Origin of the sequence: Sporosarcina sp. FSL K6-6792 (genome assembly GCF_038004885.1) — a bacterium.
Lineage (GTDB): Bacteria > Bacillota > Bacilli > Bacillales_A > Planococcaceae > Sporosarcina > Sporosarcina psychrophila.
In genome coordinates this window covers 4240244-4266479 of the sequence record NZ_JBBOSA010000001.1, presented here as the reverse complement: position 1 = coordinate 4266479, position 26236 = coordinate 4240244, and the positions used below count along the sequence as shown (strand labels likewise).

Genomic DNA, 26236 nt, shown 5'->3' with positions numbered 1-26236 from the left:
TATGAAATCTATCAAAAACAATGAAACTGCCGTTTTCGCTTTAGGCGGACTAGGTGAAATCGGTAAAAACACATATGGTGTACAATTTCAAGACGAAATTATTCTAATTGATGCTGGTATTAAGTTCCCTGATGACGCATTACTCGGTATCGACTATGTCATTCCAGATTACACATACCTTGAACGTAATGTGGACAAGATTAAAGGCCTATTCATTACACATGGCCATGAGGATCATATTGGTGGTATTCCTTATCTTCTTCGTAAAATTAACGTGCCAGTATATGGCGGAAAACTTGCACTTGGACTTTTGCGTAACAAACTAGAAGAGCATGGTCTGTTACGGACTACGAAATTGATCCCTTTTGGTGAAGATGACGTTTTCAAGTTCCGTAAGACAGCGGTATCATTTTTCCGGACCACACATAGTATTCCAGATGCATTCGGTGTTGTAGTTAAAACACCTTCCGGTAATATTGTTCACACGGGTGACTTCAAATTCGACTTCACACCAGTTGGGGAACCAGCAAACTTGACGAAGATGGCGAAAATCGGTAGCGAAGGCGTACTTTGTCTGTTATCAGATAGTACAAATGCTGAAATCCCTAACTTCACAATGTCTGAACGAAAAGTCGGCGACAGCTTGAATGAGATTTTCAGAAAAGTTGAAGGCCGTATTATATTCGCGACATTCGCATCAAATATTCATAGACTGCAACAAGTAATTGAGTCTGCCCAGGTATTGGGTCGTAAAATTGCGGTATTTGGCCGCAGTATGGACAATGCCATTACAATCGGTCGAGAACTTGGTTACATCGATGCACCGAAAGAATTATTTGTCGATACCCAATCATTAAATAAGCTGCCGGCCAACAAAGTATTAATTCTTTGTACAGGTAGTCAAGGTGAACCGATGGCTGCACTTTCTCGTATCGCCAACGGTACGCATAGACAAGTTCAAATCCATCCTGGCGATACGGTAATTTTCTCGTCTTCACCGATTCCAGGAAATACACTTAGCATCAACAAAGCTATTAATGCACTATTCCGTGCAGGTGCTGATGTTCTCCATGGTTCTTTAAATAATATCCATACTTCCGGTCACGGTTCGCAGGAAGAACAAAAATTGATGATCAGATTGATCAAACCAAAATTCTTCATGCCGATTCACGGTGAGTATAGAATGTTGAAAATCCATACTGATCTTGCTGTCTCTTGTGATGTTCCTCGAGAGAACACATTCATCATGGGGAATGGCGATGTACTCGCCCTTACACAAGATGAAGCGCACCTTGCTGGTCGGATTCCTTCTGGTGATGTCTATATTGACGGAAGCGGAATCGGGGATATCGGCAGCGTCGTTCTGCGTGATCGCAGAATCTTGTCTGAAGATGGTCTTGTAATTGTTGTAGCAACTGTAGATCTAAAACGGAATCGTGTCGTTTCAGGACCAGATATCATTTCTCGTGGATTCGTTTATATGCGTGAATCTGGTGCAATGATTCACGAAGCACAACAGATGTTATCCAAACAGATGCAGCGCAAGCTTGCAAGCTCACCCTCAGATTTCGATGCACTGAAAAGTGAAATCATTGATGTTCTCGGACCGTATTTATACGATAAAACGAAACGTAAACCAATGGTGCTTCCTGTTATCATGGAAGTTTAACAAAGCTAAAAACCGTAAACGCCTATAAGCGTTTACGGTTTTTTTATTCATTAATACATCTGTTGATAAACCAAAATTAACCAGTGAATAATATGATTACCTACTGGGCGCTACGTGTATACTTTGGATTACTTTGGATTGAATGACTTCTATACGATTACCGAGATGTCTGGATATGTAGGGATGTGACTTTGTCGCATCCCTACATATTTTTTCGTTAATCGTATGGTGGTCCTTCATCCTTCGCGCTCCAAATACATCAGTACACGAAGTGATAAATCTTTTTGAGACGAAAGAATAGAGGGGTATCTACCTCGATAAAAGCCGCCAAAGATGCAATTTTGGCGGCTGAAACTCTCTTTAGAGTTTGCTCTTTTTACTAGTAAGGAAGTGTCACTTTCTATAAAGGTTCATAAGATTGGATGCATACTCTTTGCTACAAGTAAGTAAGGAACGCATTGTACCACGTAATAGAGTGCCCGAAATTGCATATTCGGGCATTTAACATCCTTCTAGAAAGTCATCTATTCACTTCTTTCAAACATAACTGCACTTTTCACTTGAACATTGTAGGTATGCGACGGGCAACTATTCGCAACAGGATTACCGAAAAAAGTGTGGCTAGAAGTGACTCCGTCACTTCTAGCCACACATGCCTCTCGGTAAAGGTGTCGTGATTAATTTGCCGAAAGCGAACCGGAGAAGATCCAGTGAAAATGGTTTATCCCAAGCCCTACTCACCAGTATTTCATGCAAGTAAATGGTTAATCAACAAACGTGATTCATTAATGCAGTGCTTTCTTTTCAAACTTATGGATTTCCTCATCCGATCCAATGACAATCAGGATATCTTCAAGTCGGATTTTTTCAATTGCTTGAGGAGATACAAGTATATGCTTACCTCGTTTGATGGCAACAATATTGACACCATATTTGGCCCTAATGTCCAAATCTATTAATGTTGATCCAACGAGTTTATCATTCGCCTTTATTTCCGCAATGGAATACTCATCTGACAGTTCAAGATAATCGAGTATATTATTCGATACCATATTGTTCGCAATTCTAATACCCATATCGCGTTCAGGGTGTACTACCTGGTCTGCCCCAATTTTACGCAACACTTTTTCATGGGAATCATTTTGAGCTTTCACTGTTATTTTTTTCACACCAATTTCCTTCAACATAAGTGTTGTCAAAATACTCGCTTGGATATTTTCTCCAATTGCAACGACTACATGTTCGAAGTTGCGGATGCCTATTGACCTGAGAACAGACTCATCAGTCGTATCGGCCGCTACCGCTTGTGTAGCAATGTGAGCATATTCATCCACTCTTTCTGATGAAATATCGATAGCCATAACATCAGCATCGAGCTCAATTAGTTCTCTTACAATACTCCCACCAAAACGACCCAAGCCAATTACCGCAAATTCCTTTTTCATAGAGCACCCTCCCCTATCCACTTACTGGATTCGATTAGTGTATCATACTGAATTAGCACGCTCAAATATCCATCTATCGTCTAAAGGCGCGACGTCCTCACTAGTACATCCTGTCGCAATATGGAAGAGATGCTGTTCAATCCCTCCCCACTGCATGACCAACATCGTGTGGGTCTTGGGCTTAGATGTAAAATCTCTATAATACAACTTATCTACAACAGTACGTGGTTTTACTATTTCCTAAACAATTAAAAATGCCCGATGTCGCGAATGCGCAATCGGGCTGATTCTTTACTCTTTTTTCATTTCATCTAGCACGCGGTTAACGCGCTTTTCAAGCATTTTCATGCCCCCGCCGCCTGCTTGGAAGTGACGTAACTGGCCGTCTTTATCAAACACATAATAAGCCGGAACATATTGGTTATCGAATTTATCCGTTAGTGTCGCTTCACTATCGACAAAAATCGGTTGAGTAATGTCGTGTTCAGCCGCTACTGATTTGATTTCAACTAGATCTAAATCGTCTTCAGAACGTGGCATATGAACTGCGATGACGTTTAAATCTTCTTTGTATTTGTCTCTAAATTCATTGACTTCAGGCATTGCTTCCTTACATAAGTGACAGCTAACAGACCAGAAATGGATTAGAGTTGGTTTTTCACCGACCAATTCCTCTTTTGTTCTTTCTCCATTCAACCATGCTGTTGCACCTGTAAGTTCAGGTAATTGATCACGTAGTTTCATGCTTTTTCCTCCTTCGTTTTTCAAAAAAATCCCCACTGCTAATATATGCACGGGGACTTCATTTGGTAAAAATTCAACTGTTACTTATAGTGTCTTCTGACCAGGTCTCCAGTTAGCCGGGCAAAGTCCGCCAGTTTGAAGAGCTTGAAGCACACGCAATGTTTCGTCAACATCACGGCCAATATTGTTGTGGAATACTGTTTGGTATTGAAGTTCACCTTCAGGGTTGATGATGAACAGGCCGCGTAGTGCGATACCTTCTTCTTCAATCAACACACCATAGTCGCGTGAAACTTGGTGGTTAGTATCTGCTGCTAGTGGATATTTCAACTGCTCTAAGCCATTATCTTTACGGTCTGTGTTGATCCACGCAAGGTGCGTGTGGATTGTATCCGTAGATAGACCGATAATTTCTGTATCCAAATCTTCGAATTCATCATAACGATCAGACATTGCTGTAATTTCCGTTGGACACACGAATGTGAAGTCCATTGGATAAAAGAATAATACTGTCCATTTATCGTTTTTCATATTTTCTTGAAGGCTTACTTTTCCAAAAGACTTATCTGCTAGTACCGCATCCAATGCGAAATCTGGTGCTTGCTTACCTACCATACGGTTAATCATTAAATAACCCCTCCACTAATTCTTTTGTGCCAGGACAACCGCCTGCACAATCCTTATCAAGACTAACAAAAAAATCGCCCTATTTCAAACGGAGCGCCTTGTCCAAACAGCGCCCTATTCAATATGTGGCAATTCCATGACGTATATACAGTCATTATGTTTACTCTTCTCCCAATTGAGGGAAAAGAGTTGTAAGTGTTATTTACAATTAGATGGTTTCGCAGGCCGTGCTAGGCAATATTCACAAGTTGGATCACTACAAGAGCTCTCACGCCATTCGTCGCACGATGGGCAAAATATGGAATCGTGTTCGTCATTATAATCTAATGGATCAAGGCAGATTTTGCAGTGATTGGGCAGTTCTACTATATTGCGGATCTTTCCATTTTTCATAAGAAAGATGCCTTCGATTTCTTTTTTATCTTCCAACAGATTACCAATCGATTCCCAACTAAGTCCGAGGTCTTCCATTGTCCATTTACGGTCATCCGGGTCCAAATAAATTACTTTCTTTTTTCCCAATCAAAGCCCTCCTTTATTCGCTATATTGTACCATGAAAAGCCAAAATTTCAATTGATGAAGGATGAGTGAAAATGCAGTTAACAATTCCAATTAATAAACTGGATATTCATCATTCGCATATGTCATTCACTCTTCCTATAAGATATGACAGTATGGGAAAGGATGACCTTGCGCTAACACTTAAGGCAAATGACTACGCTTTTTTCCAGATAGACAAGTCTTTAAGTGAAGGTAGCGTTAACGAAGATGAAATCTCTGTTACTGGCAAAGAACTTAAACAGTATTTTCTACCCTATATCGAAGACAAACTCTTTCCCACTTCGTTAGACAAAAATGGATTTCACAGATTTACAAAGTCTATCATGAAACGCTTTGAATACAAACTTAGAACTATAAATATGTCTTTCGTTATCCAAAGCGTCGATATAATACTCGGCCCTTTCGACATTGCTTTTTTAACTGTCAAAGTTCAATTAGATAACCAGGACCATGAACTAGCAGACGTTCTTGATTTCATGCATCATTTCAGAGCAGTCGAACCTCAGTTAGTAGAGGAACAAGGGATGGTAATTATCTGCCCCGAAAATGGAAATCACTTATCTATTCGACATCTACTTTTTGAATATCTATGTCCTTTTTTGGAAAAATTCATATTGCATGATGCTAAGTCGAACAGCTATTCCGGCTCTCTGCCTTACTTTGAAGATGAGAGGATGTATACAACCGCTTTCCTTTTCTGCCAGCAAGATTCTCTCATCACAGATGATCAATTGTATCGAATGGGTGCTTTGGACGGTAGATTACCTAATGGCCAGCTATTCATATCCGCTAATAATCCAGACTATATCCAGCGTTCTCTGAATCAGTCACTTCATGATAGATGGGCCCCAAACACGTATACAGTTACAACTGAGCATGCATTTGTAACTGTTACAAACTGCCTTCCTAAGGATATGAGCAGGGAACTTTCACAATACATGGGTACTCATTATTATAACTTTCTTCTCCATTATTTTTATAAGATAATGTTACTTCGAATGTCTTTCGAATATAGTCAAATCGAATGGGAAAAAGATGAGGAGTATGTAAAATCACTGATTAAGTTCATCACGCTATTTTCAGCCGGCTATTATTCTCAGGAAGTAAGTACACGTTCGGAAGGAAAAGAGCTCTCGCTTATGTTCCGACAAGCATTCAATATTGATTGTCTTTACAAAGAAGTGAATACAACTTTGCACGAACTGTACAAAAGCCAAGAAAATCAAGCTTCCGACAAGATGAACATGCTTCTTTTCATTCTCACTATTTTCACCGTCATTTCAGGAATTTATGGTATGAATCTCGTAATTGAAGACTGGGAATCCCCTTTTGGCTGGAGGCAATTTTCCAGCTACACGTTTTTTGAATGGATCTCACTTGTCACTGCACTGAGTGGCATTGGTCTTTCTGCTTATTTAGTTGTTACTACATTTGGCAAAATGATGATGAGTAAACTGCGCCGAAAGAAATCAAATTCCCGTATGAAATAATGACCGGACCCTCTTTTCTTAACAGGAGGATAATCCGGTTTTATTTATTATCAATCCAAGTTTGTTGATTAACCATTTTCTCACATGAATCATCTTTCAGAAAAGTATAAAAATTCACATTTACACGTGTACATTTCCGACTCGCTTTGGACGAAATGATCACAATACCTTTACCGCGGGTTAGATGTGGCCGCCGCGCAACCACAATGTTCAAGTGAAAAATGCAACTACTTTGGAAGATTAAAGAATAACTACCTTTCTATAAAGGTTGCAAGTGCCCGAAGATAAAATTTCGGGCACTCCATCGCTTTTAATAAAGTCTCTTTGCTTATTTTAGCAAAGATCATACAAGTAACAGTGTGACGCTATATAGAAAGTGACACTGCCTTACATTCGAAAAGGAAATGCTATAAAGAAGGAGTAAGCAGCCAAAATTTCATCTTTGGCTGCCCTTTGATGGATAAGTAACTGGTTATTTACTCGTTCCCAAAAACTTTAGCGCTTTATGTGAAGCCACTGAAAAAGCTCTTTTTTATAGTACGAACTAGTTGATTGTAGTGAGGAGCGGCGACTCCAGCGGGAACAGCGCGAGCTGAAGACCCCGCAGGAAGAGTCGTTACGAAGAACGGCTTTTGCGAGCACGGGGCAAGAATGCCTTAATTTCTGCAAAGAACGCAGAAATACGGCAAATCGAACCCTTTGCTGTTCGATTGGCTGAAGCCGTGCCCGCGGAAAGCGTCCGCTCGGAACGGAAATCAACGGGATTGAAGGATATCGTACTTTTTCAGTGCCCTCCATTGTGTTTATTTAAGTTTGTTTGGTTAACCAACACATGTATTATCAATCATGTCACTTATAGAAGCGAGATACTTCTGCTGAGTTATATTAAAGTAACGCTTGATTTTCGCTTGATATTTTGTATAATTAGAAGGGTTTTCAGTAAACTTCAAGTATAGTATTACTAAACTCCATTACGATTAGGGGGATGTCCATGGAGATTGGAAGCAGGATTAAAAGCCTACGCTTAAAAAAGGGGCTCACTCAGGAAGAACTTGGAGAACGGACTGATTTAACGAAAGGGCATATTTCACAGTTGGAAAGAAATTTGAATTCCCCTTCGATTGAAACGCTTTTTGCATTATTAGAAGTGTTAGGAACGACACCTAAAGACTTTTTTGACGAACCCAAGAAAAATGTACAAGTTGTCTACTCGACTGATAATCAGACGATCTACAGCGATGATGAGATGAAATATAGTATTCGGTGGTTAGTGCCCAGATCAAATGAGAATGATATGGAACCTGTCCACATCACATTTCACGCACAGGGCGAATTTAAAAAATTCGAGCCATCTCTTGCAGAAACATTTATATATGTTTTGAAAGGAAAAGTCGCCGTGATCATTGGGAATACACAACACATCGCTTCAAAAGGAGATGCAGTCTACTATGATGCATCCGAGCATCACTGTTTATCAAATGCATCTAACGGAACGAGCGAAATACTGCTCGTCGCGACTGAATCTTACTTATAAAGAAAAGGAGTGTCAGCATGACGACTCAGCCAATTATTCGATTCGAAAATGTTACAAAAAAATATAACCATGATACAACTGTATTGAACAGTGTTTCCTTTGAAATGGAACGTGGAAAGTTTTACACATTACTTGGTCCATCAGGTTGCGGTAAAACGACAATTCTTCGTCTCATCGCAGGTTTTATCGAACCCACGGATGGGACAATTTTCTTCAATGGGAAAAAGATCAACAACGTACCTGCCAATGAACGACAAGTAAACACGGTTTTTCAAGATTATGCGTTGTTTCCGCATTTGAATGTTTTTGAAAATGTTGCATTTGGGCTACGTATTAAGAAAGTGAAACAAGTCGAAGTCAAACGTCGTGTTATTGAAGCACTGAAATTCGTCAACTTGGAAGGCTATGAAAATCGGGAAATAGCAGAAATGTCCGGTGGGCAGCGTCAACGTGTCGCCATCGCACGTGCAATCATCAATGACCCAGAGGTTATATTACTCGACGAACCGCTATCAGCACTCGATTTGAAACTGCGTTCTGAAATGCAATACGAACTCCGGGAATTACAGCAACGATTAGGTAAAACGTTCGTATTCGTTACACATGACCAAGAAGAAGCACTCGCGATGTCCGATGAAATTTTTGTCTTGGATGCAGGAGAAATTCAACAATCAGGAACTCCACTCGATATTTATGATGAACCTATCAACCGGTTTGTCGCAGATTTCATTGGCGAATCTAATATCGTACCAGGAAAAATGATTGAAGATTTTGTAGTCCAATTTACCGGCAAAACATTTGAATGTGTAGACAAAGGGTTAAATCCAAATGAGAAAGTCGATATCGTCATTCGTCCGGAAGATTTGGAACTCACAACTGTCGATAAAGGGAAATTGAACGTGACAGTAGATACACAATTATTCCGCGGCGTTCACTATGAGCTTTCTACTTATGATGCTGATGGCAATGAATGGCTTGTGCATTCAACTAAAAAAGCGGAAGTCGGTGTAACGGTCGGACTTGATTTTGATCCAGAAGACATTCATGTCATGCGCTTAAACGAATCTGAAGAGGAATTCGATGCAAGACTTGAGGCATACGGGGTAGCGGATAATGAACAATAAACCACTACGCCCGTTGTACACGATTCCGTATACAGCCTGGATTCTACTTTTTGTCATAGCTCCGATTGCACTTATCATTTACTATTCATTTTTTGACTTAGCAGGTCATTTCACTTTGGACAACTATATAAACTTTTTCTCTTCTGTCTATTTAAAACTGACTATCAGTTCATTCTGGTATGCGTTTCTTATTACATTGTTCACGTTACTGTTTGCCTATCCGACTGCTTATTTCCTAACGAAGACGAAGCATAAGCAACTTTGGCTTTTGCTCATTATTATTCCATCTTGGATTAATCTTCTTCTAAAAACATATGCTTTCATTGGCCTTTTCGGACTTTATGGTCCAATAAATGCATTGTTAGAAACGGTTGGTATTGGCAGTCAGCAAATTCTATTCACTGATTTTAGTTTCGTTTTCGTATCCGTTTATATTTTCATCCCGTTCATGATTTTACCGATTTTCAATTCACTTGATAAACTAAATCCGGCGCTTATCGATGCGTCACGTGATCTAGGTGCTAATTCATGGACGACATTCAGGCGCGTCATTTGGCCCTTAACGTTAAACGGTGTTAAATCGGGAATTCAAGTTGTTTTCATTCCTGCCCTATCGCTGTTCATGATCACTCGACTGATTGCAGGTAACAAAGTCATTACACTTGGAACCGCAATTGAACAACAGTTTCTTGTCACGCAAAACTGGGGAATGGGTTCAACCATCGCCGTATTCCTAATTTTATTTATGTTTATCATCATGTTGATTACGAGCAGTAGCGATAGGGGGACGACAATCAATGGAAAAGTTAAGTAAGCTTCCTAAAATCTATTTGGTAGTCGTATTCATTATTTTATATGCTCCGATCTTCTACTTGATTTTTTACTCGTTCAATTCAGGCGGCAACATGTCTAATTTTGAGTCGTTTACGTTTGAACACTACTCGGCAGTTTTTGAAGATACTCGGCTGATTGTCATTTTAATCAATACAATTGTCGTCGCGTTATTGTCTGCACTCGTTTCTACTGCAATCGGTGTGCTCGGTGCATTGTCTATTGTTTTCATGCGCAATAAAGCGATGCGCAATGCCGTGTTGTCACTCAATAACATCTTGATTGTCAGCCCGGACGTTATCATCGGTGCATCTTTCCTTATTTTATTCACAATGATTGGCGTCAAGCTTGGATTCGCTTCCGTACTTATTTCACATATCGCCTTCAGTATCCCGATCGTTGTCATTATGGTACTGCCTAAGCTACAGGAAATGAGTCCAACGCTAATCGATGCCGCACTCGATCTTGGGGCTTCAAAACGCGATGTCTTGACACGCGTTATTATTCCATTTATTAAACCGGGAATACTTGCAGGATTCTTCCTCGCATTGACGTATTCTCTCGATGATTTTGCCGTAACATTCTTCGTCACCGGAAATGGGTTCTCCACGCTGTCCGTTGAAATCTATTCAATGGCACGCGCTGGTATTACGTTGACAATCAATGCATTATCGGGACTTATCTTCTTAGTGACGGTTGTACTTGTTTTAGGCTATTACGCCGTTAGCCGCAAAACCAAAACACCGCTTTCGGGGGTGAAAAAATGAAAGATATTTTACGTGGTGCGGTAGTGATTATTATTATTTCCGCTATTTTACTACTCATCAATAGCAAGTTAAATGAAAGCGGAGGAAGTGCCAGCAAGAATTCCATTACTGTGTATAACTGGGGTGAATACATCGATCCCGATTTACTTAAACAGTTCGAGAAAGAAACAGGCATTAAGGTTACGTACGAAACGTTTGATTCAAATGAAGGAATGATGGGGAAAATTGAACAAGGCGGCACATCCTACGACATTACAATGCCTTCTGAATATATGATTGAAATGATGAAGGAAAAAGATTTACTGTTGCCACTCGACTACAGTAAGATTCCAAACATCAAAAATATCGATTCCTATTTTCTCGATTTACCTTTCGATCCTGACAATAAATATTCGCTACCCTACTTTTGGGGGACGGTCGGCATTGCATACAATTCTTCACTTTTAGAGGGACAGACATTTGAAGAATGGGATGATTTATGGAACCCCACTCTTACACAGCAAGTTATTCTTGTCGATAGCGCACGTGAAACAATCGGAATGGGGCTAAACTCATTAGGCTATTCATTGAACTCCACCGATATGGACGAATTGCGTGAAGCGACAGATAAGTTAAAAACACTTAGCCCTAATATCAAAGCCGTCATCGGGGATGAAGTGACTCAACTGATGATTAATGGAGAAGCTGCTATCTCACTTACTTGGTCCGGCCAAGCCGCCGATATGATGTATGAGAACGAGGATATCGATTATATCGTCCCTGAAGAAGGCTCCAATCTTTGGTTCGATAATATGGTTATTCCCCGAACTTCACGAAATATCGATGGTGCACATGCGTTTATCAACTTCATGCTCGATGCCGAAGTTGCCGCACAAAATGCCGATTACGTCGGCTATTCCACACCAAATTTGGCAGCTCTCGACCTGATGGATACTGAAGTGACAGAAGATGAACGTTTCTATCCCGATGAAGAAACACGTGATCATCTTGAAGTATATAGAAATCTCGGCCTTGAAATGCTGGGTCATTATAATGAATTGTTCCTGGAATTCAAAATGGATATGAAGTAACGAAATGTCGATGCGGCCGTTTAGATGCGACAGGCATAAGACAGAATGGCGGAGCGGCGTTCTTTGCCCGGGAAGGATGCAGTTCAATCCTTCCTAGCTAGGCTAGCTTATGACCCGAGCATCTGGCCGCCTGAGACTAGACAATGTAACGAAATGAGGAAGGCAGTCTAAGTTCGCGACGTCCTGTCGCAACTAGGAGGGATATAGTTCAATCCCTCCTCACTGCATGACCTGCATCCTGCAGGCCCAGCGGAGTTCTTTTCCGCATAGCTAGGCTAGCTTAATCCCCTAGCGCCGTAGCTAATTCAATGGGTTTCTTTATTTCAACCTATATAGATCTGATAAAGACGCCCTTCATACACACGAAGGGCGTCTTTACTTTCTGTACAGAAGTCTCATTAAAAGCTATTCCCATGCGATTTATGGTATTATACTTTAGTGACACGAAACAGTTTGGAAAGTTGGGATAATTATGGCAGTCAAATCTAATAATTTTGCCTTATACGTTTTAATGTTCAATATGTTCATCGCCATGGCAGGCATCGGTCTTATAATCCCAATTATGCCTGAATACCTGGGCACGTTTGGCGTTGCTGGTCAAGCTCTCGGTTTTCTAGTTGCCATGTTCTCATTTTCACAATTTATCTTTTCTCCGATTGCCGGCGATCTATCTGATAAGCACGGACGGAAAAAGCTGATTATTATAGGATTGATTATTTTTGGTCTATCGCAACTTGCATTCGGAACCTCAACCCAATTATGGATGCTGTATGCCTCACGATTCTTTTCTGGCCTTGGCTCTGCATTCCTCATACCGCCTATGATGGCATTTGTTGCCGATATCACAACATACGAACAGCGAGGCAGAGGAATGGGCCTTCTCGGTGCTTCCATGTCGCTAGGATTCATGATTGGACCTGCAATCGGCGGATTCCTTGCAAAAGTTAGCTTACAATTCCCTTTTTACATCGCGACAGCAGCAGCCTTAACGGCAGCGGTTATTTCCATTTTTGCTTTACCAAATCCGGCGCCTCGTAGTACAGACAATCCTGGAATTGAAAAAAAGAGGGAAAACCTTGTCATGCAGATGAAGCGCTCAACTACAACCCCTTACTTCGTCATGCTAATTGTCATGTTTGTCTTTTCATTCGGTTTGGCTAATTTCCAATCTACAATTTCACTTTATGTAGACCATAAATACGGCTATACACCTGCCCAAATCGCTGTCATCATTACAGTTGGAGGGTTCGTCGGAGTCATCGCTCAGACATTTGTCATCAACAAACTGTTCAATCGATTTGGGGAAATGCGCGTCATTCAAGTCAATCTTATCATCGCGGCTTTTGCAATGATTGGCATTGTATTCGTCAATTCTTTCTTTATGATTCTTTTCGTAGCAACGATTTTCTTCACTGCTACATCTCTCCTTCGACCTGCCGTTAACACACTTATTTCGAAGCTGGCGGGCGAAGAACAAGGTTTTGCAGCTGGTATGATGACTGCATACATGTCTCTAGGTAACATGGTTGGACCTGCACTTGCGGGTATCCTGTTTGATATCAATATTATTTACCCATATATTATCGGTACAGTCATCCTACTGGTCTGTTTTGTCATTGCATCCTATTGGGCAAAACGAAACGGAGATTTACTTACAGGTCTATAAACCACGTCCGTTGATTAAAAATTTTCTTGCATAAAGAGCAGGTAAGTAAGGCTTGAAAAACTCCATTTTCACTGGATTATTTCCAGTTCGCTTTCGGCGAACTAATAACTACACATTTACCGTAAGGCATGTGTGGCTAGAAGTGACGGAGTCACTTCTAGCCACACTTTTTTCGGTAATCCTGTTGCGAATAGTTTCCTGTCGCGTACCTACAATGTTCAAGTGAAAAGTGCAGTTATGTTTAAATGAAACGAATAGATAACTTTCTATATAGAGTGTAAGTGCCCGAAGATGCAATTTCCGGCACTCTCGCACATTGTACAATGCGTTCCTTGCTTACCTTATAGAAAGTGACACTTCCTTACTAGTAAAAAAGAGAAAATCCTAAAGAGAGTTTCAGCCGCCAAGTAGATGCCCCTCTATTCTTTCATCCCAAAAAGCTTTAGCACTTCGTGTACCGATGCATTTGGAGCGCGACGGATGAAGGACCACCACACGATTACCGAAAAAAAGGTGCAGGGATGCGACGAAGTCGCATCCCTGCATATCCAGACATCTCGGTAATCGTATAGAGGTCGTTTAATCCAAAGTAATCCAAAGTAATTGTACAATAAGTGCCTAGAATTGGATTCAGTTATTTACTGGTTGTTTTTGGTTAATCAACACATCTGTCGATAAACATATGAAAGAAACCCCATCACACCAGATAGATTCCAGTATGATGGGGCTTTTATATTGACAAGACATCTTTCAAATCATCGCTTCTTCTTCGCCTTCAATAATTCAGAAATACTCTCCCCTGCTGTCGATGTCTCCTTGACAACTGGTTCGCGTACTAGACGTTTCTTCGTAAGCCCTTTGAACATACCGAAACGACGCAAGGTAATATCGATAAAGAACAAAATCATCGCTACTAAGATTAGCCATTCTGCAATCTGTATCTTTTCACCACTTTTAAAGGGGTGATCACGGAATGCCTCTGTCGGTTCTTCTAATACTTTTCCGCCTGTCCGTTCGGCAATTTTAGTCATCAGTGCTGCGTTCGGTACTGCCGGTTTATATTCATCGCTATACGGTACTGAAAGACCAGCTTCGAACAATCCGCCTTTATCATCCGATACACCGAAAAATACAAGACCCGGTTTGGCATCTACAGTTACCCGTACTTTACCGGGAGCAAGTGGCTCTGAGGTGAATGGTACTTCTTGCCCTGCTTCATCCACGACGGCTATGTCGAGGAATGCCGCCTTACGAGAACTGTCTGTTACCGTATAGGTGCCACCTCGTTCATGGGTGATGATGTAAGGGACTTCTTCATATGACGGCAGCAATCGTGCCACTGCAGTATTCCAAAACTCTGGGTAACCATCCCATCTTGCTAAATCACCCGTCCACTTCCCTGTTGAGTCTGATGTGAATGCAACAGTCCTTCCGAGTCCATACATCCATTCAGCAATGACTGGGTCTTCTTTATGGCTAATCCCTGCAATCGTCGCTGTCGTTTTCGCAGTCGTTGCAATATAGGCATTCATTTGCGGAACCCCTTCACTAAACAAAGACGTCCATTCAGGAACACCGCCTAGCGTCATATAAAATGGATTATCCTCGATATATGTTCGCGTCATCATCGACGTTTCTCGGGCCAGTATTGCCGGTACTGTCGACTCATCGACGACATCGTAAAACCGTCCGCCACCATTCTCCGCAAGATCTTCTAAAAGCGACCAGTCGGCATCTGAACCGATAGCAACTGTCGACATCGTAATATTATTTTTTCTACCTTCCGCAATCACTTCTTCGTAATCCGAAGGCATCGGTGATTGGCCATCTGTCATCAAAATAATATGTTTTCTTTGTAGCTTCAAATCCGCAAGATCATCATAGGCTTTTTGCATGCCCGGAAAAATATCCGTCCCCCCGCCTGCCGGAACGGAGAGGATTTGTTCGACTGCGTCCTTCTTATCTTCTAGCTTACCGATTGGAATGACTTCCCATACTTGATCATCAAATGCAGTGAAACCAAATGTGTCATCATCACGGAGAAGCTCTACCGATCGGGCAGCTGCTTCTCTTGCCAAGATGATTTTCGAGCCGGCCATACTTCCCGATCTGTCCATAACAATCATGAGCCCGAGCGAAGGAAGCGATTCTTTTCCTTTCACTTCCATCTCAACTGGAAGAAGCCGTTCAATCGGAGACTTGAAGTATCCGCCAAGCCCGAAACTTTCGTCCCCTCCGACCATCATGAAACCTGTACCAAAGTTTTTCACAGCCTGTTCAATGACCGTCATCTTATCCTCACCAACGACGTGCCCTGGCACATTATCAAATATGATAGCACCGTAGCCTAAATAACCCGACAGCGTTTCTGGTAATTGTTCCGCATCAACAACATCTACGCTCATCACGTTTTTATCCAGCAGTGCTGGGATTGCTGATGGATTACGGCTCGTCTGAACAACGAGCACACTCGGGGAACGTTCCATCATTGTGACGGACAGCATTCGGTTGTTTTCTAAAAAGCTGTCATCCGGTATAAGGAGTTTAGCTTCGTATTTCAGCAGCCCACTCCCGGTTGCCGATGTCCGGAATGAAAAAGTGTTCTTACCTGGCTCAAGTTTCACCGACTCTTTGATGATTTCCTTATCATTTTGATAAATGAGCAGTTCACCAATAGTTCGAGTAGATGATTCCACTTCAACCTGTAGCAACTGCTTCTCGCCTTCGTAAGCAGTCAGAGGCGTATCAAAAATCGAGATCGAAGCGTCCGCACTTCCTGGTCGTTCAAGTAAAACAGTGTCAATGATCACACGGCCTTCACTATATTTAGGCAATAATTCTTCAACCTTGCCCACTGTTTCCAAACCATCAGACAGTAATACGATCCGTGTCGCACTATCATTTTTAGCCACTGCTGCAGCGAGGTCAATCGCTTTCGCAATATCGGTTGCATCTTTTGATTCCATCTGTCCAATTACTGGAAGCGCTACGTCTGCATCTGTCAACTGTGAATCTGTTCGGAACGTCTCTGCGAATGAATACATACCCACTGACTGATTCACTTGAAGGCCTTTCAGACTTTCTGCAATCCATTTATCCGCTGAATTTCCGGCACTTTCAATTGAAACAGAGCGGTCTACAACAAACAATATTTGTTCTTTATCTGCTCGCAGCGTTATAAAAGGAGTTGCCAGTGCAAAGATGAGAGCAGCAATCGCAGTACATCTCAGAACAAAGAGAATGGTTCCTTTTCCAACAAGCCGCATGCCCGATGATTTCCATGTATACGCCATATAAAGCGCAATTGGAATGAACAATAAAAGCCATACAGGCTGATCAATTCGGATATCCACGTCTTCTTTGCACCTCCCATTCAATAAGTAGAAGAAGCAAAAGTGGCACGAGGAATAACCAGCCAATCCTATTTTTCCCTTCTTCATTCCCTTTCACATTTTCAGCGTGCCCGATTTGGTACGATGAACCCTGTACAAGCTCTTTTTCAGATTTCTCAAGCTGAACAGCAAACATCTTTTCTACTCCTCCGTCCAACGCTTTATAAATACCTGGACGTGTTGGCGCGATGAAACTCGAACCATCCGTAATTGTTGTGACATATTCATCATCTATCGTGTAGATTTCCAGTCCATTCTCTGTTCTACCCGAAAGAACCGCTTTGCGCTCATTCGGTACAAATAACCCTAAAGAATCTGTTTCAGAACGCAACAATTCAACTGTACTCCAAACAAATAGTGGGAAGGACGGATGAAGTGGCCAATCAGTCAGCTCAATATCTGCAAGTATGACAATGTCGCCGCGCTTCGATTTTTGGATGAACGGCTTATCGCCTACAGTCGCGATTGTCGTATACGATTTAAACGACGGATACAAGGCACTTACGTAGACGTCACTAATATTTGCAACCGTAAACAATGGATCTGAGGTGTTTTGTACAGCACCTGCAACTGGTTCAGTGGATTTATCGTTCCTTCCGACAATTATCACCGGCTTCGTTCCTTTTTTCAGGAATGAAACATCATTTGTCACGATAATGGACTCTTCCTGCGCAGCAAGCATTTCAGTCGTGGAACCGGTCGTAACGGTTAATCCGACAGCTTCAAATGCTCTCTTGACCAACTCATGCAAGTGCCCGTCGACAACAGCCTCCCCCGTCTCATGACCTAACAATACGTAGGCCGTATTATCGACTTCATAATCGTCCTCTACAACGATTTCGGCACTTAATAATTTACTTTCGGGTAATTCCTTGAACGATAAAAGTACTTCTTCCTCGCCTTCAATAGAAAAAGTTTCAGCTATCAATAAGTTACCGGTTTGTAGATCTTTAATATGTACGGCTCCGATTTGAGTATCATCTGAATCATTGGTAATTCTTATAATAGCTTCCGTTCCTTCAGGTGTCTTGACCGCTCCGAATTTATCGATGGAGACATTGATTTTAGGATTTTCATCCCCATGAATCGTCCACGCGATGTCACTTTCTCCTTCAGAAAAAGTTGCTTGATCTAGCGAATCCGTATAAATATGAATAGCAGCACCTGTTGTAGTGATTGACTTTGCAAACTCAATGGCCCGTTCCATATATTCATGTTCATATGTAACGGTTAATTTATCGATAGCATTCATGATTGCTTCGCCGTCTGTTTCCTCCCGCATGACGACAATGGGCTCTTTCCCAGTCGTCATAATTGTGATTGGTTCTCCCTGACGACTCGCGACTAGTTCCTTCATTGCTTCCTGATTTCGCGCAAATAGTGAAGTTCCTTCATTGCTAGCTAGCATAGTCGCAGACGTGTCCACAATAAGAATAGTATGACCACCGACCGCCTCTTCTTTAGTAAGATAAGGCCCTAGTAAAATAAATACTATTAGCAGAAGTGCCGCTATTTGCAGATAAAACAAGGCATTCCGCTGCAAGTTTTTCAAGTAAGGAGACACCCTTGTTTCCTGCATCGATTGTTCCCAGAACAATGTCGATGATATCGTTGTCGTTTCGTAGCGTTTTCGGAAAAAGTAATAGAGAAGGACGGCCAAAGGAAAAACCACCGTCCAACCATTCACTAACTTATCAAATCCCACTTAGCCGCCTCCATCTATCGCACCCATCCTGCATGGCGCATTTTTTTCGTTACGGTTTCCATGACCCCTTCAGCAACTTCTGCACGAATAAGTTGAATACCGAATTTGCGGGCAAGCGCTATCATTTGTGCTTCATGTACCGATTTCTTTTCCAGGTAATCTTGAACCGTACGCCTCGTCATAGTCACTTCGATGCCGTCACCGCTCTCGATGTCGACAAATCGAATATCCCCCTCGTAATTTGGAGCTTCTTCCACTTTCGAATGAATCGTTACAACACGTACGTCACCGCAAATTCCTGGCAGACGTCGGAAAAGATGTTCCCACTTTCCTACCTCTTCAAGTCCATCTGTCAGGATGAACAACACCGTTACTGCTTTTGGAATAGACGCAAGTGCTCGGTCCGTGAAATTTTCTGTTGATCCCGGATCCTCAATCGCTGAAATGAATTTCGTCACTGAAGAACGATGCGCAGCGCCTTTCTTTCTAAAAAAGGTATCCTGCTCATCAGTCCACGTGGAAAACGATAGTGTATCTCCACTTTTAAGCGCTAATTGCCCGAGCGCAATTGCCAGCTGACGGGCATAATTCCACTTTCCATCTGCCCCCATTGACTTCGTCGGATCGAGTAAAATATGGATACGCATCTCTTGTTCATCAAGAAACTGCTTAATGTAAGGCTTGTCCGTTCGTGCATAGACATTCCAGTCGATATGGCGCAAATCATCACCGGGATGGTATTCCCTGAAATCAGAGAAATCAAGGGAAGAACCGGTCTTCCTTGAACGATGCGTCCCTTTATGATGTCCTAGACGGCCCGACCGAGAAACAATTGACAATGCACCAAGCCTTTTCGCTAACCCATTAGGAAACAGTTCACCGTTCATTGCACCGATGCTCCTTGACGTACTTCTTCAAGCAATTTAACGATCAGTCCGTCAACGTCAACGCCCTCTGCTTCCCCTTCATAATTGATGAGAATACGATGACGTAACGCAGGTTTAGCAACTGTTTTAATATCCGCAATGGATACATGATAACGACCTGACACAAGCGCACGCGCTTTGGCGAGTCTAATAATTGACTGAAGTCCCCTTGGTCCGCTTCCGTACTGAACATATTTTGCCCAGTCATCCGTTGAACCGTTGTTGTTGTGGGTTGCTGAAACCAAATCGACCGCGTAATTAATCATTTCATCCGCAATAACAACTTCTTTGACCATTTCTTGCGCCATTACGATTTCTTCCGCATCCATTACTTTTTGAATTTCGATAAGTCGCGGTCCCGTTGTACGCAGAATAATTTCCTTCAGTTCTGATTTCGCTGGATACGGTAAAATTATTTTACAAAGAAAACGGTCCATCTGTGCTTCCGGCAATGGATAAGTTCCTTCCATCTCAATCGGATTCTGCGTTGCAAGAACGAAAAACGGACGTGCCATTTGTCTCGTCTCTCCAAGTACCGTCACCGTTTTTTCGCCCATCGCTTCAAGCAAGGCACTTTGTGTTTTCGGAGTAGCTCGGTTAATTTCATCCGCCAATACCATCTGGCTAAAAATAGGACCTTCTTTAAAAGCGAAGCGCTGCATTCCTTCTTCATTTCGTTCCAAAATGCTTGTCCCCGTTATATCGGCCGGCATTAAATCAGGCGTAAATTGAATCCGTGAAAATGACAAATCGAGCACTTCTGAAATCGTCCGAATTAGCATTGTCTTCCCAAGTCCGGGCAACCCTTCCAATAGTGCATGCCCATCTGCCAAAATCGAATAGAGAGAAAACTCGACCGCTTCCTGTTGTCCGACGATGAATTTTCCGATTTCCTCCTTAACTAATCCTAGTTTCCCACTCATTTCTTCAAACTGCTCTGGTGTAAATGGCATACGTACACTCCCATTCTGTCTTCATTCAATTGAGGAAAAGTAATCAGAGAGGATGTGCTGCAAATCTGGCGGCAGTTTCATCTTATCCGTACTCTTCAGGTAAGAATCTTTATAATCTCCAACAACTTCTTTATAAGGTCGAATTGTTCCTTTTTCAACTGGACCTTCTGTTTCTCGTTCCTCGATGAAACTCCCTTCACCAAGTTCTCCTCCAACAACGGACGAATCCCCTTTTTCCCCTACACGGTCATTCGGGATTGAAAGAAGACTCCTTCCTCCCGAACCTTTGCCAGCACCGGTTCCTCCTTGGCCCTGTCCTTGGCCTTGTCCTTGGCCCTGTCCTTGTCCTTGTCCTTGTCCTTGTCCTTGGCCTTGACCTTGGCCTTGACCTTGACCTTGGCCTTGACCTTGACCTTGGCCTTGACCTTGACCTTGACCTTGACCTTGACCTTGACCTTGACCTTGACCTTGACCTTGACCTTCGCCTTCGCCTTCGCCTTCGCTTTCACTTTCGCCTTGACCTTCACCTTCTGATGTCCCAGTTTTAGTATCAGCCTCTGTTGCTGAAGAGCTACTCCCTGAGCTTGCAAGGGCGGGTAATGCAGGTGCTTTACCGATTTCATTCAACGCACTATGTGCTTCACCTGCATTTTGCGCAAGTTTATCCGTAAGTTCCATAAGCTCACTAAGTTCTTTTTCTTCCGCCTCGCTTAACGATTCGGTTGGATCACCAGATGTCTTAGCTAACTCTTTTTTGTCTGCTAGACGCTGTTCTTTTAATCGTAATTCCTTCTGTTTCTTAACAAGTTCTTTCAACGCTTCTTCCGACGTTTCCGCTTCCAAAAGCTTTTCAGCGAGTTCCTGTAATTCCTTTTTCACTTCGGGTAATTCTTCTTTTTTAATCAATTCCTGCACATCTTTTTGCATCTCTTCAATAATCTTTTTTTCCTGTTCAATCGCTCCCGCTTCTAACTGCGCTTCAGAGGGAAACGTGATTAATAGGGCAAGACAAGCAGATATAATAATGAATCCACCTAGCATCTTTGGATTTACATACCGTTTCTCCCTTTTTTTAAATTGCTCAAATGCAACCGCCACTTTCGACTCGGCTGCAGCGATGATAGCAGGAGCAAGATGTGTTTCATTGACCTTGATATCCATCGCTGTTATAAGAAGATTATCTGGCATAAATTCGTCAAGCTGCCTTACCGCTTCAGCGTTGTTATATCTTTTGTAGACAATGAAAACGATTGTCGCAATGAGTAGCAATACTGCACCGATAAGCGCGATACGTCCATAATAAGGAAGGACAAATAGTCGAGAAGCGACAACTAAAAGGACCGCGAAAAGGGCGGCAGCAAACATTCCAGTCTGCACCGTATAAATGGCTTTTTCAAAACGTAGCCGGTACAGAGTAGCCAGCACATATTTCTTTAATACTGATTTCTTTTCCATTCGCCCACCTCCCTATTATTTTGAACGTTTCATATTAACACGCAATTTCTTTACTGAAATAAATAGTGAAATAACCGTTAGTGACAAATAGAAAATAAGATAGCCTATCCAAATCGGAAATTTCACTTGCGTCATTTCCGAAATGCTATCCCCCATTCCTGTCGAAAGGAATGATGCGAAGAGGATTGCAGGATTAATTGACGCCAGAATATGCCCAAGAATTGAAGTTGGCGGCGTACCTGTTCCCATGTGATTGAACTCTATCATTTGCATAACAATCAAGAATATGAACCCAGTGACGACCGATAGAAACAGCATTGTTCCATACGTTGCAATCATCGAAACAATCGTCCGGCGTATAAGCGTGGAGAACATAACACCTACACTGCCGATTGCAAGAAGCGTTACAAATAAGAAAAAGAACACTTTAACAAAGTCCAGTGGAGAGATACCGCCGAATAGGAATACTAAACTATAGACCGGTAATCCCGCCACAATGAGCAGCAACAGGAATGCGATTGATGACGACAACTTTCCTGAAATGATTTGAAATGAACTTTGTGATGTCGTCAATAAAATTGACAGCGTTTGTTTTTCCCTTTCCGAACTAATTGCTCCAGCCGTCAAACCCGGTGTGATGAATAACACAAGTCCTAGTTGGATAAATGCTAACAACCCAAACAAGATGAAACTTTCACTAGGTCTGAAATAAGACGTCCCTGACATCGTCATTGTCGCAAAGATGAAACCAAAAACAAAAATACACATTGCTATCAAGTAGAATAGGATACCAACGAAACTTTTTGGTGAGCGGAACCTTAGTTTCAATTCTTTAAAGAGAACCGGATTATTGAAATTCATCTTCATATTAATCGGCTCCTTTCGTAATTTCCATGAACACATCCTCCAGATTGGTCACGTGCTCCATGAATGAAAGGATTGGAACATTATTCGTGATCGCTTGCTTCAACAATTGGACCTGGTCTTCTTCCGTCCCTTTATATGAAAATCTGACGCCATCATTCGCATCCAACTGTTCGATATTCGACACATACGGATCTTCTTCGAAAAATGCGATCGTGTTGCCCAACGGTCCAGCCAAACGGACTGTAATAACTCTTTCTCCGCGCAGCTTATCCTGAATTTCGGCAACAGAGCCGTGTGCGATGAGACGACCATTATCAATTACCCCAATTTCATCACACATTTCCGCAAGTTCAGGCAAAATATGTGATGAAATTAAAATCGTCTTGCCCATCTTTTTCAATGTTTTTAGGATGTCTCTCATCTCAACACGTGCACGCGGATCTAGTCCAGATGCAGGTTCGTCAAGAATAAGAACTTTAGGATCATGGATAAGACTGCGCGCCAAGCAAAGCCGCTGCTTCATCCCACGCGACAAAAGATCTACGTACGCATGACGCTTATGTGACAGATTGACAAGTTCCAGCAATTGCGGAATAAGCTTTTGCCGCTCCGCTTCAGGAATGCCATAGCTCGCACCGTAAAAGTCCAGGTACTCGTCCGCCTTTAGCTGATCGTAGACGCCAAAAAAGTCAGGCATATAGCCAATCATTTTACGAACTGCCTCCGGATTCTTCCGGATATTCACTCCGTCGATGAAGACGTCCCCCGCAGTCGGTTGTAATAAGGTCGCAAGAATGAGGAATGTCGTCGATTTCCCAGCGCCGTTCGCACCAACAAACCCAAAAACTGTTCCTTCACTCAACGTCAAATTCAAATTATCAAGCGCTTTGAATTGGCCGTACTTCTTTGTAAGTCCTTTTATCTCTATCATTGCGACACCTCCCCATTCAGCTTCAGCATAGGAGCACGGCCTTGATTACCATTCTTTTCATCATGAAAAATGATTCGGACAACAACTTTTCCATCAGGCGTTATATAGTCGTTTACATTTTCCGTCTTCACCAATTTCCCAGACTCTGACTGCTCGTATTGACCCGATCGCACATTTAATATGCTGACATCATATAGTTTTGTTTGTATTTTCGATAGTTCCAGCGATGTCCATTTCATGTTCTTTCCGATTAACCCTGCTGGTAATTGCCATGTTTGATTGTACACGGCCTCATTAAAGTAATATTCGTCCGTACCATATCCCTGTGAATCTGGCTGAAACTGTCCATCCTCTGACAGCATCGACATCTCCATCATTTCAGGTTCAACTGTAAACACATCAGTCATCGTCACGTCTACCATTGCTGGTTGAACGAGCATCGTCAATGCTGACACTGAAGGTTTAACTTTAAGAAGTTCAATAGGTACAATCTGTGTATCTGTATAACCGATTACGGCTGGACTCGAAGTCTTGTTCATATAATCTCCGGAAAACGAGAGAATGCTATCTTTCCTCATCTTCGTTAAATCATCCATATTGACTGGTGCAGGATTCATATACGAATTGAACATCGATTTTCTCGGAAGCAACGTAGAGGTTTTTAACGTTTCATCCACTTGGGCAGTTTCCCCCGGTCCAAGATCACCGATTGGAATCAGTTTTGTTCCCGACCAAATCGATACATCCTTCAATGCAAACGGAAATCCATTGGTCACTGAACCCGTCAATTTTTTATCCGTTACATTTAATTGGATATCGTAATTCCCTTGCTTTTCGATCCTGGTTTCTCCGTACACTGTCCCTACATTCCAATAGCCAATATTTCGAAGATGCATTGTCGTACCTGCTGCGTCCTTTTCAACAATTGCTTGTTTATGGATAGTCCCTTGAGAAGACCTGAAAGGATCATTATTTGGCAACGAAGCACCAAGCGTTGTTTCAACAGGTGCAGTAAATGTAAAGTTCCCAGCTTTATTGGTTAGGATTGACTCCACATAATACCCTGTCAAACTACCATCCTGTTCAACATTTAATATTGCGGAATGTTGAATTTGTGCTCTTCCAATTCGATCTTTCGCTCCGTATGCAAATATGGCAATGGACGCCAGTATCGCAATGGATGGAATAATCCACCACGCATATTCTCGTTTGTCTTTCCGTTTAAGGATAAAGTAAAGCACTGGTATAATAAGAATAATATAAAATATAATTATTCCAAAAATTAATGGCGTAGATACTTTGAATGAAGGAAACAATTCATTGGTGCTAGCTACCGTATGGACAATTGCATTATTCGGACTGTCATAAGGATTCTGTCCCCATTGATTTGAATGTCCCGTCGCATCGAATAATGTCCCCCAGAACGCCGGCATTCCAACCATTTTAGCAATTGGGTCATCGCCGACTGAAAAAGCCGTTTGGACGATTTGCCCCTGGCCCAACTTGGAATAGGCAACGAGGACATTTCCTTCATCTTCAAGTAAAGACGATGCACCCGGATTTAATGCTGATAAATAAGATGGGATATTGCCTTCAAATCCTTTTGTTCCCGCCCACTTATTCAAAACTTCAGGATTCGCTTCAGAACTTGCTTTCAACGTCAAAGGCAAATGATCTGAAAAGACACCCGTCTCCGCTTTCACGTTATCGGAACCTCCGATTACTAAGATGCCTCCTGAACGAACCCATCCTATCAACGCATTCTGTTTCTTTTCAGATAGATCGGCAAGCGGATACTCATCGATGATGATAAAATCAGCCGCTCCCCATCCTGCCGCTTCTTCCGGGAAATTTGGTTCACCCATTTTCGACGCACTAATGATTTGGCTAGTAGAAGCATTCAAAATTCGGCTAGTTTTCAAAGCGCCAAGACGATCCGGATTATCCGTAAACATTACGATGAATTTCGAATCATCGTAAAACATGGTCGTCGTTAATGTTTGTGCTCCTTTATGTACAACTTCTTTCCCTTTTTCCCATCCGCCCTCGTATAGGTAAATTGTTTTCGTGTTCGACATTCCCCCATACATATTGTTCATATCAGTCATATTCGGGATGACAAGCGAAATCGTTTTGGTCTCCCCCGCACCGATATCAACAGGGATTGCTTCCCCACTTCCTGTCGTAAAGTAACTCGGAACGTCGATTACAAGATCCCCGTTAAATGCAGTTCCACTGTTCTCAATCACAATTACTACTGGAGCACCTTTTCCTTCCTTTGCTTTACCGTCGATGCCTGCCGTAACACTCACTTTCAGATCCGGAGCTGCAAGAGCATTGACAGCTGGAATGAAGGCAATCATTCCAACAAACAAAACCAACATTACCGCGAACTTTTTCCACATACTAATTTCCTCCTGTCATGCTGAATAGAAATCTATCAGTAGACTAATTGTTCTCATCTATTAGTACGAACGA

The 26236-nt window shown here is 42.1% G+C and carries 20 protein-coding genes; 8 read left to right on the top strand and 12 right to left on the bottom strand.

Translation table 11 applies throughout. The features are described 5' to 3' along the window. The first annotated feature begins 1 nt into the window (after nucleotide 1). Complete coding sequence (gene rnjA, locus MKZ26_RS20425; protein ID WP_187045469.1) at nucleotides 2–1669, top strand: ribonuclease J1; 1668 nt, start codon at nucleotides 2–4, stop codon at nucleotides 1667–1669. A gap of 785 nt (nucleotides 1670–2454) precedes the next feature. Here rnjA and MKZ26_RS20420 read toward each other — a convergent pair. The 4 genes from MKZ26_RS20420 to MKZ26_RS20405 all read right to left on the bottom strand — a co-directional run bounded on the left by MKZ26_RS20420 (nucleotide 2455) and on the right by MKZ26_RS20405 (nucleotide 5007). Further along, the gene (locus MKZ26_RS20420; RefSeq protein ID WP_067211613.1) at nucleotides 2455–3114 is read right to left on the bottom strand and encodes a potassium channel family protein; all 660 of its coding nucleotides are present in this window, start codon (nucleotides 3112–3114) and stop codon (nucleotides 2455–2457) included. A gap of 291 nt (nucleotides 3115–3405) precedes the next feature. After that, nucleotides 3406–3858 (bottom strand): TlpA family protein disulfide reductase, encoded by a 453-nt coding sequence (locus MKZ26_RS20415; RefSeq protein ID WP_187045470.1) that lies wholly within the window; start codon nucleotides 3856–3858, stop codon nucleotides 3406–3408. Between the two features lie 84 nt (nucleotides 3859–3942). Beyond that, nucleotides 3943–4485, bottom strand: coding sequence for a peroxiredoxin (locus MKZ26_RS20410; protein ID WP_067211617.1), 543 nt, complete (start codon nucleotides 4483–4485; stop codon nucleotides 3943–3945). Between the two features lie 198 nt (nucleotides 4486–4683). After that, entirely contained in the window at nucleotides 4684–5007 is a 324-nt protein-coding gene (locus tag MKZ26_RS20405) for a hypothetical protein (RefSeq protein ID WP_067211620.1), read from the bottom strand. 72 nt (nucleotides 5008–5079) lie between these two features. Here MKZ26_RS20405 and MKZ26_RS20400 point away from each other — a divergent pair, with 72 nt between their 5' ends. The 7 genes from MKZ26_RS20400 (at nucleotide 5080) to MKZ26_RS20370 (ending at nucleotide 13529) form a co-directional block, all read left to right on the top strand. Next, nucleotides 5080–6537 (top strand): hypothetical protein, encoded by a 1458-nt coding sequence (locus MKZ26_RS20400; protein ID WP_340767381.1) that lies wholly within the window; start codon nucleotides 5080–5082, stop codon nucleotides 6535–6537. A 991-nt stretch (nucleotides 6538–7528) separates the two neighbouring features. Continuing rightward, the gene (locus tag MKZ26_RS20395; protein ID WP_067211624.1) at nucleotides 7529–8071 is read left to right on the top strand and encodes a helix-turn-helix domain-containing protein; all 543 of its coding nucleotides are present in this window, start codon (nucleotides 7529–7531) and stop codon (nucleotides 8069–8071) included. A 17-nt stretch (nucleotides 8072–8088) separates the two neighbouring features. Further along, nucleotides 8089–9195, top strand: a complete 1107-nt coding sequence (locus MKZ26_RS20390; protein ID WP_067211626.1) for an ABC transporter ATP-binding protein — start codon at nucleotides 8089–8091, stop codon at nucleotides 9193–9195. Next, nucleotides 9185–10009 carry an ABC transporter permease gene (locus MKZ26_RS20385; protein ID WP_340767380.1) on the top strand — a complete coding sequence of 275 codons (825 nt, stop codon included), beginning with the start codon at nucleotides 9185–9187 and terminating at the stop codon, nucleotides 10007–10009. The genes MKZ26_RS20390 and MKZ26_RS20385 overlap by 11 nt, the downstream gene beginning before the upstream one ends. Further along, on the top strand, nucleotides 9993–10793 hold the full coding sequence (locus tag MKZ26_RS20380; RefSeq protein WP_340740462.1) for an ABC transporter permease: 801 nt from the start codon (nucleotides 9993–9995) through the stop codon (nucleotides 10791–10793). Before MKZ26_RS20385 ends, MKZ26_RS20380 begins: the two co-directional genes overlap by 17 nt. Then, nucleotides 10790–11863: an ABC transporter substrate-binding protein gene (locus tag MKZ26_RS20375; RefSeq protein ID WP_340767379.1), complete on the top strand. Its 1074-nt coding sequence runs from the start codon at nucleotides 10790–10792 to the stop codon at nucleotides 11861–11863. The genes MKZ26_RS20380 and MKZ26_RS20375 overlap by 4 nt, the downstream gene beginning before the upstream one ends. Nucleotides 11864–12335: 472 nt before the next feature. Beyond that, on the top strand, nucleotides 12336–13529 hold the full coding sequence (locus tag MKZ26_RS20370) for an MFS transporter (protein WP_340767378.1): 1194 nt from the start codon (nucleotides 12336–12338) through the stop codon (nucleotides 13527–13529). A gap of 755 nt (nucleotides 13530–14284) precedes the next feature. Here MKZ26_RS20370 and MKZ26_RS20365 read toward each other — a convergent pair. Genes MKZ26_RS20365 through MKZ26_RS20330 form a run of 8 tightly spaced genes read right to left on the bottom strand, consistent with a single transcriptional unit; the run spans nucleotide 14285 to nucleotide 26163 of the window. Beyond that, nucleotides 14285–16882: a VWA domain-containing protein gene (locus MKZ26_RS20365; RefSeq protein WP_340767377.1), complete on the bottom strand. Its 2598-nt coding sequence runs from the start codon at nucleotides 16880–16882 to the stop codon at nucleotides 14285–14287. Beyond that, entirely contained in the window at nucleotides 16866–18626 is a 1761-nt protein-coding gene (locus MKZ26_RS20360) for a vWA domain-containing protein (protein WP_340767376.1), read from the bottom strand. The genes MKZ26_RS20365 and MKZ26_RS20360 overlap by 17 nt, the downstream gene beginning before the upstream one ends. Before the next feature lie 14 nt (nucleotides 18627–18640). Next, the gene (locus MKZ26_RS20355; protein WP_340767375.1) at nucleotides 18641–19513 is read right to left on the bottom strand and encodes a DUF58 domain-containing protein; all 873 of its coding nucleotides are present in this window, start codon (nucleotides 19511–19513) and stop codon (nucleotides 18641–18643) included. After that, the gene (locus tag MKZ26_RS20350; RefSeq protein ID WP_340767374.1) at nucleotides 19510–20505 is read right to left on the bottom strand and encodes an AAA family ATPase; all 996 of its coding nucleotides are present in this window, start codon (nucleotides 20503–20505) and stop codon (nucleotides 19510–19512) included. The genes MKZ26_RS20355 and MKZ26_RS20350 overlap by 4 nt, the downstream gene beginning before the upstream one ends. A 21-nt stretch (nucleotides 20506–20526) precedes the next feature. Continuing rightward, nucleotides 20527–21960: a hypothetical protein gene (locus MKZ26_RS20345; RefSeq protein WP_340767373.1), complete on the bottom strand. Its 1434-nt coding sequence runs from the start codon at nucleotides 21958–21960 to the stop codon at nucleotides 20527–20529. 15 nt (nucleotides 21961–21975) lie between these two features. After that, nucleotides 21976–22827, bottom strand: a complete 852-nt coding sequence (locus tag MKZ26_RS20340; protein ID WP_340767372.1) for an ABC transporter permease — start codon at nucleotides 22825–22827, stop codon at nucleotides 21976–21978. A 1-nt stretch (nucleotide 22828) separates the two neighbouring features. Next, nucleotides 22829–23758: an ABC transporter ATP-binding protein gene (locus MKZ26_RS20335; RefSeq protein WP_340767371.1), complete on the bottom strand. Its 930-nt coding sequence runs from the start codon at nucleotides 23756–23758 to the stop codon at nucleotides 22829–22831. Then, nucleotides 23755–26163: a hypothetical protein gene (locus MKZ26_RS20330; protein ID WP_340767370.1), complete on the bottom strand. Its 2409-nt coding sequence runs from the start codon at nucleotides 26161–26163 to the stop codon at nucleotides 23755–23757. Before MKZ26_RS20330 ends, MKZ26_RS20335 begins: the two co-directional genes overlap by 4 nt. Nucleotides 26164–26236 lie beyond the last annotated feature (73 nt).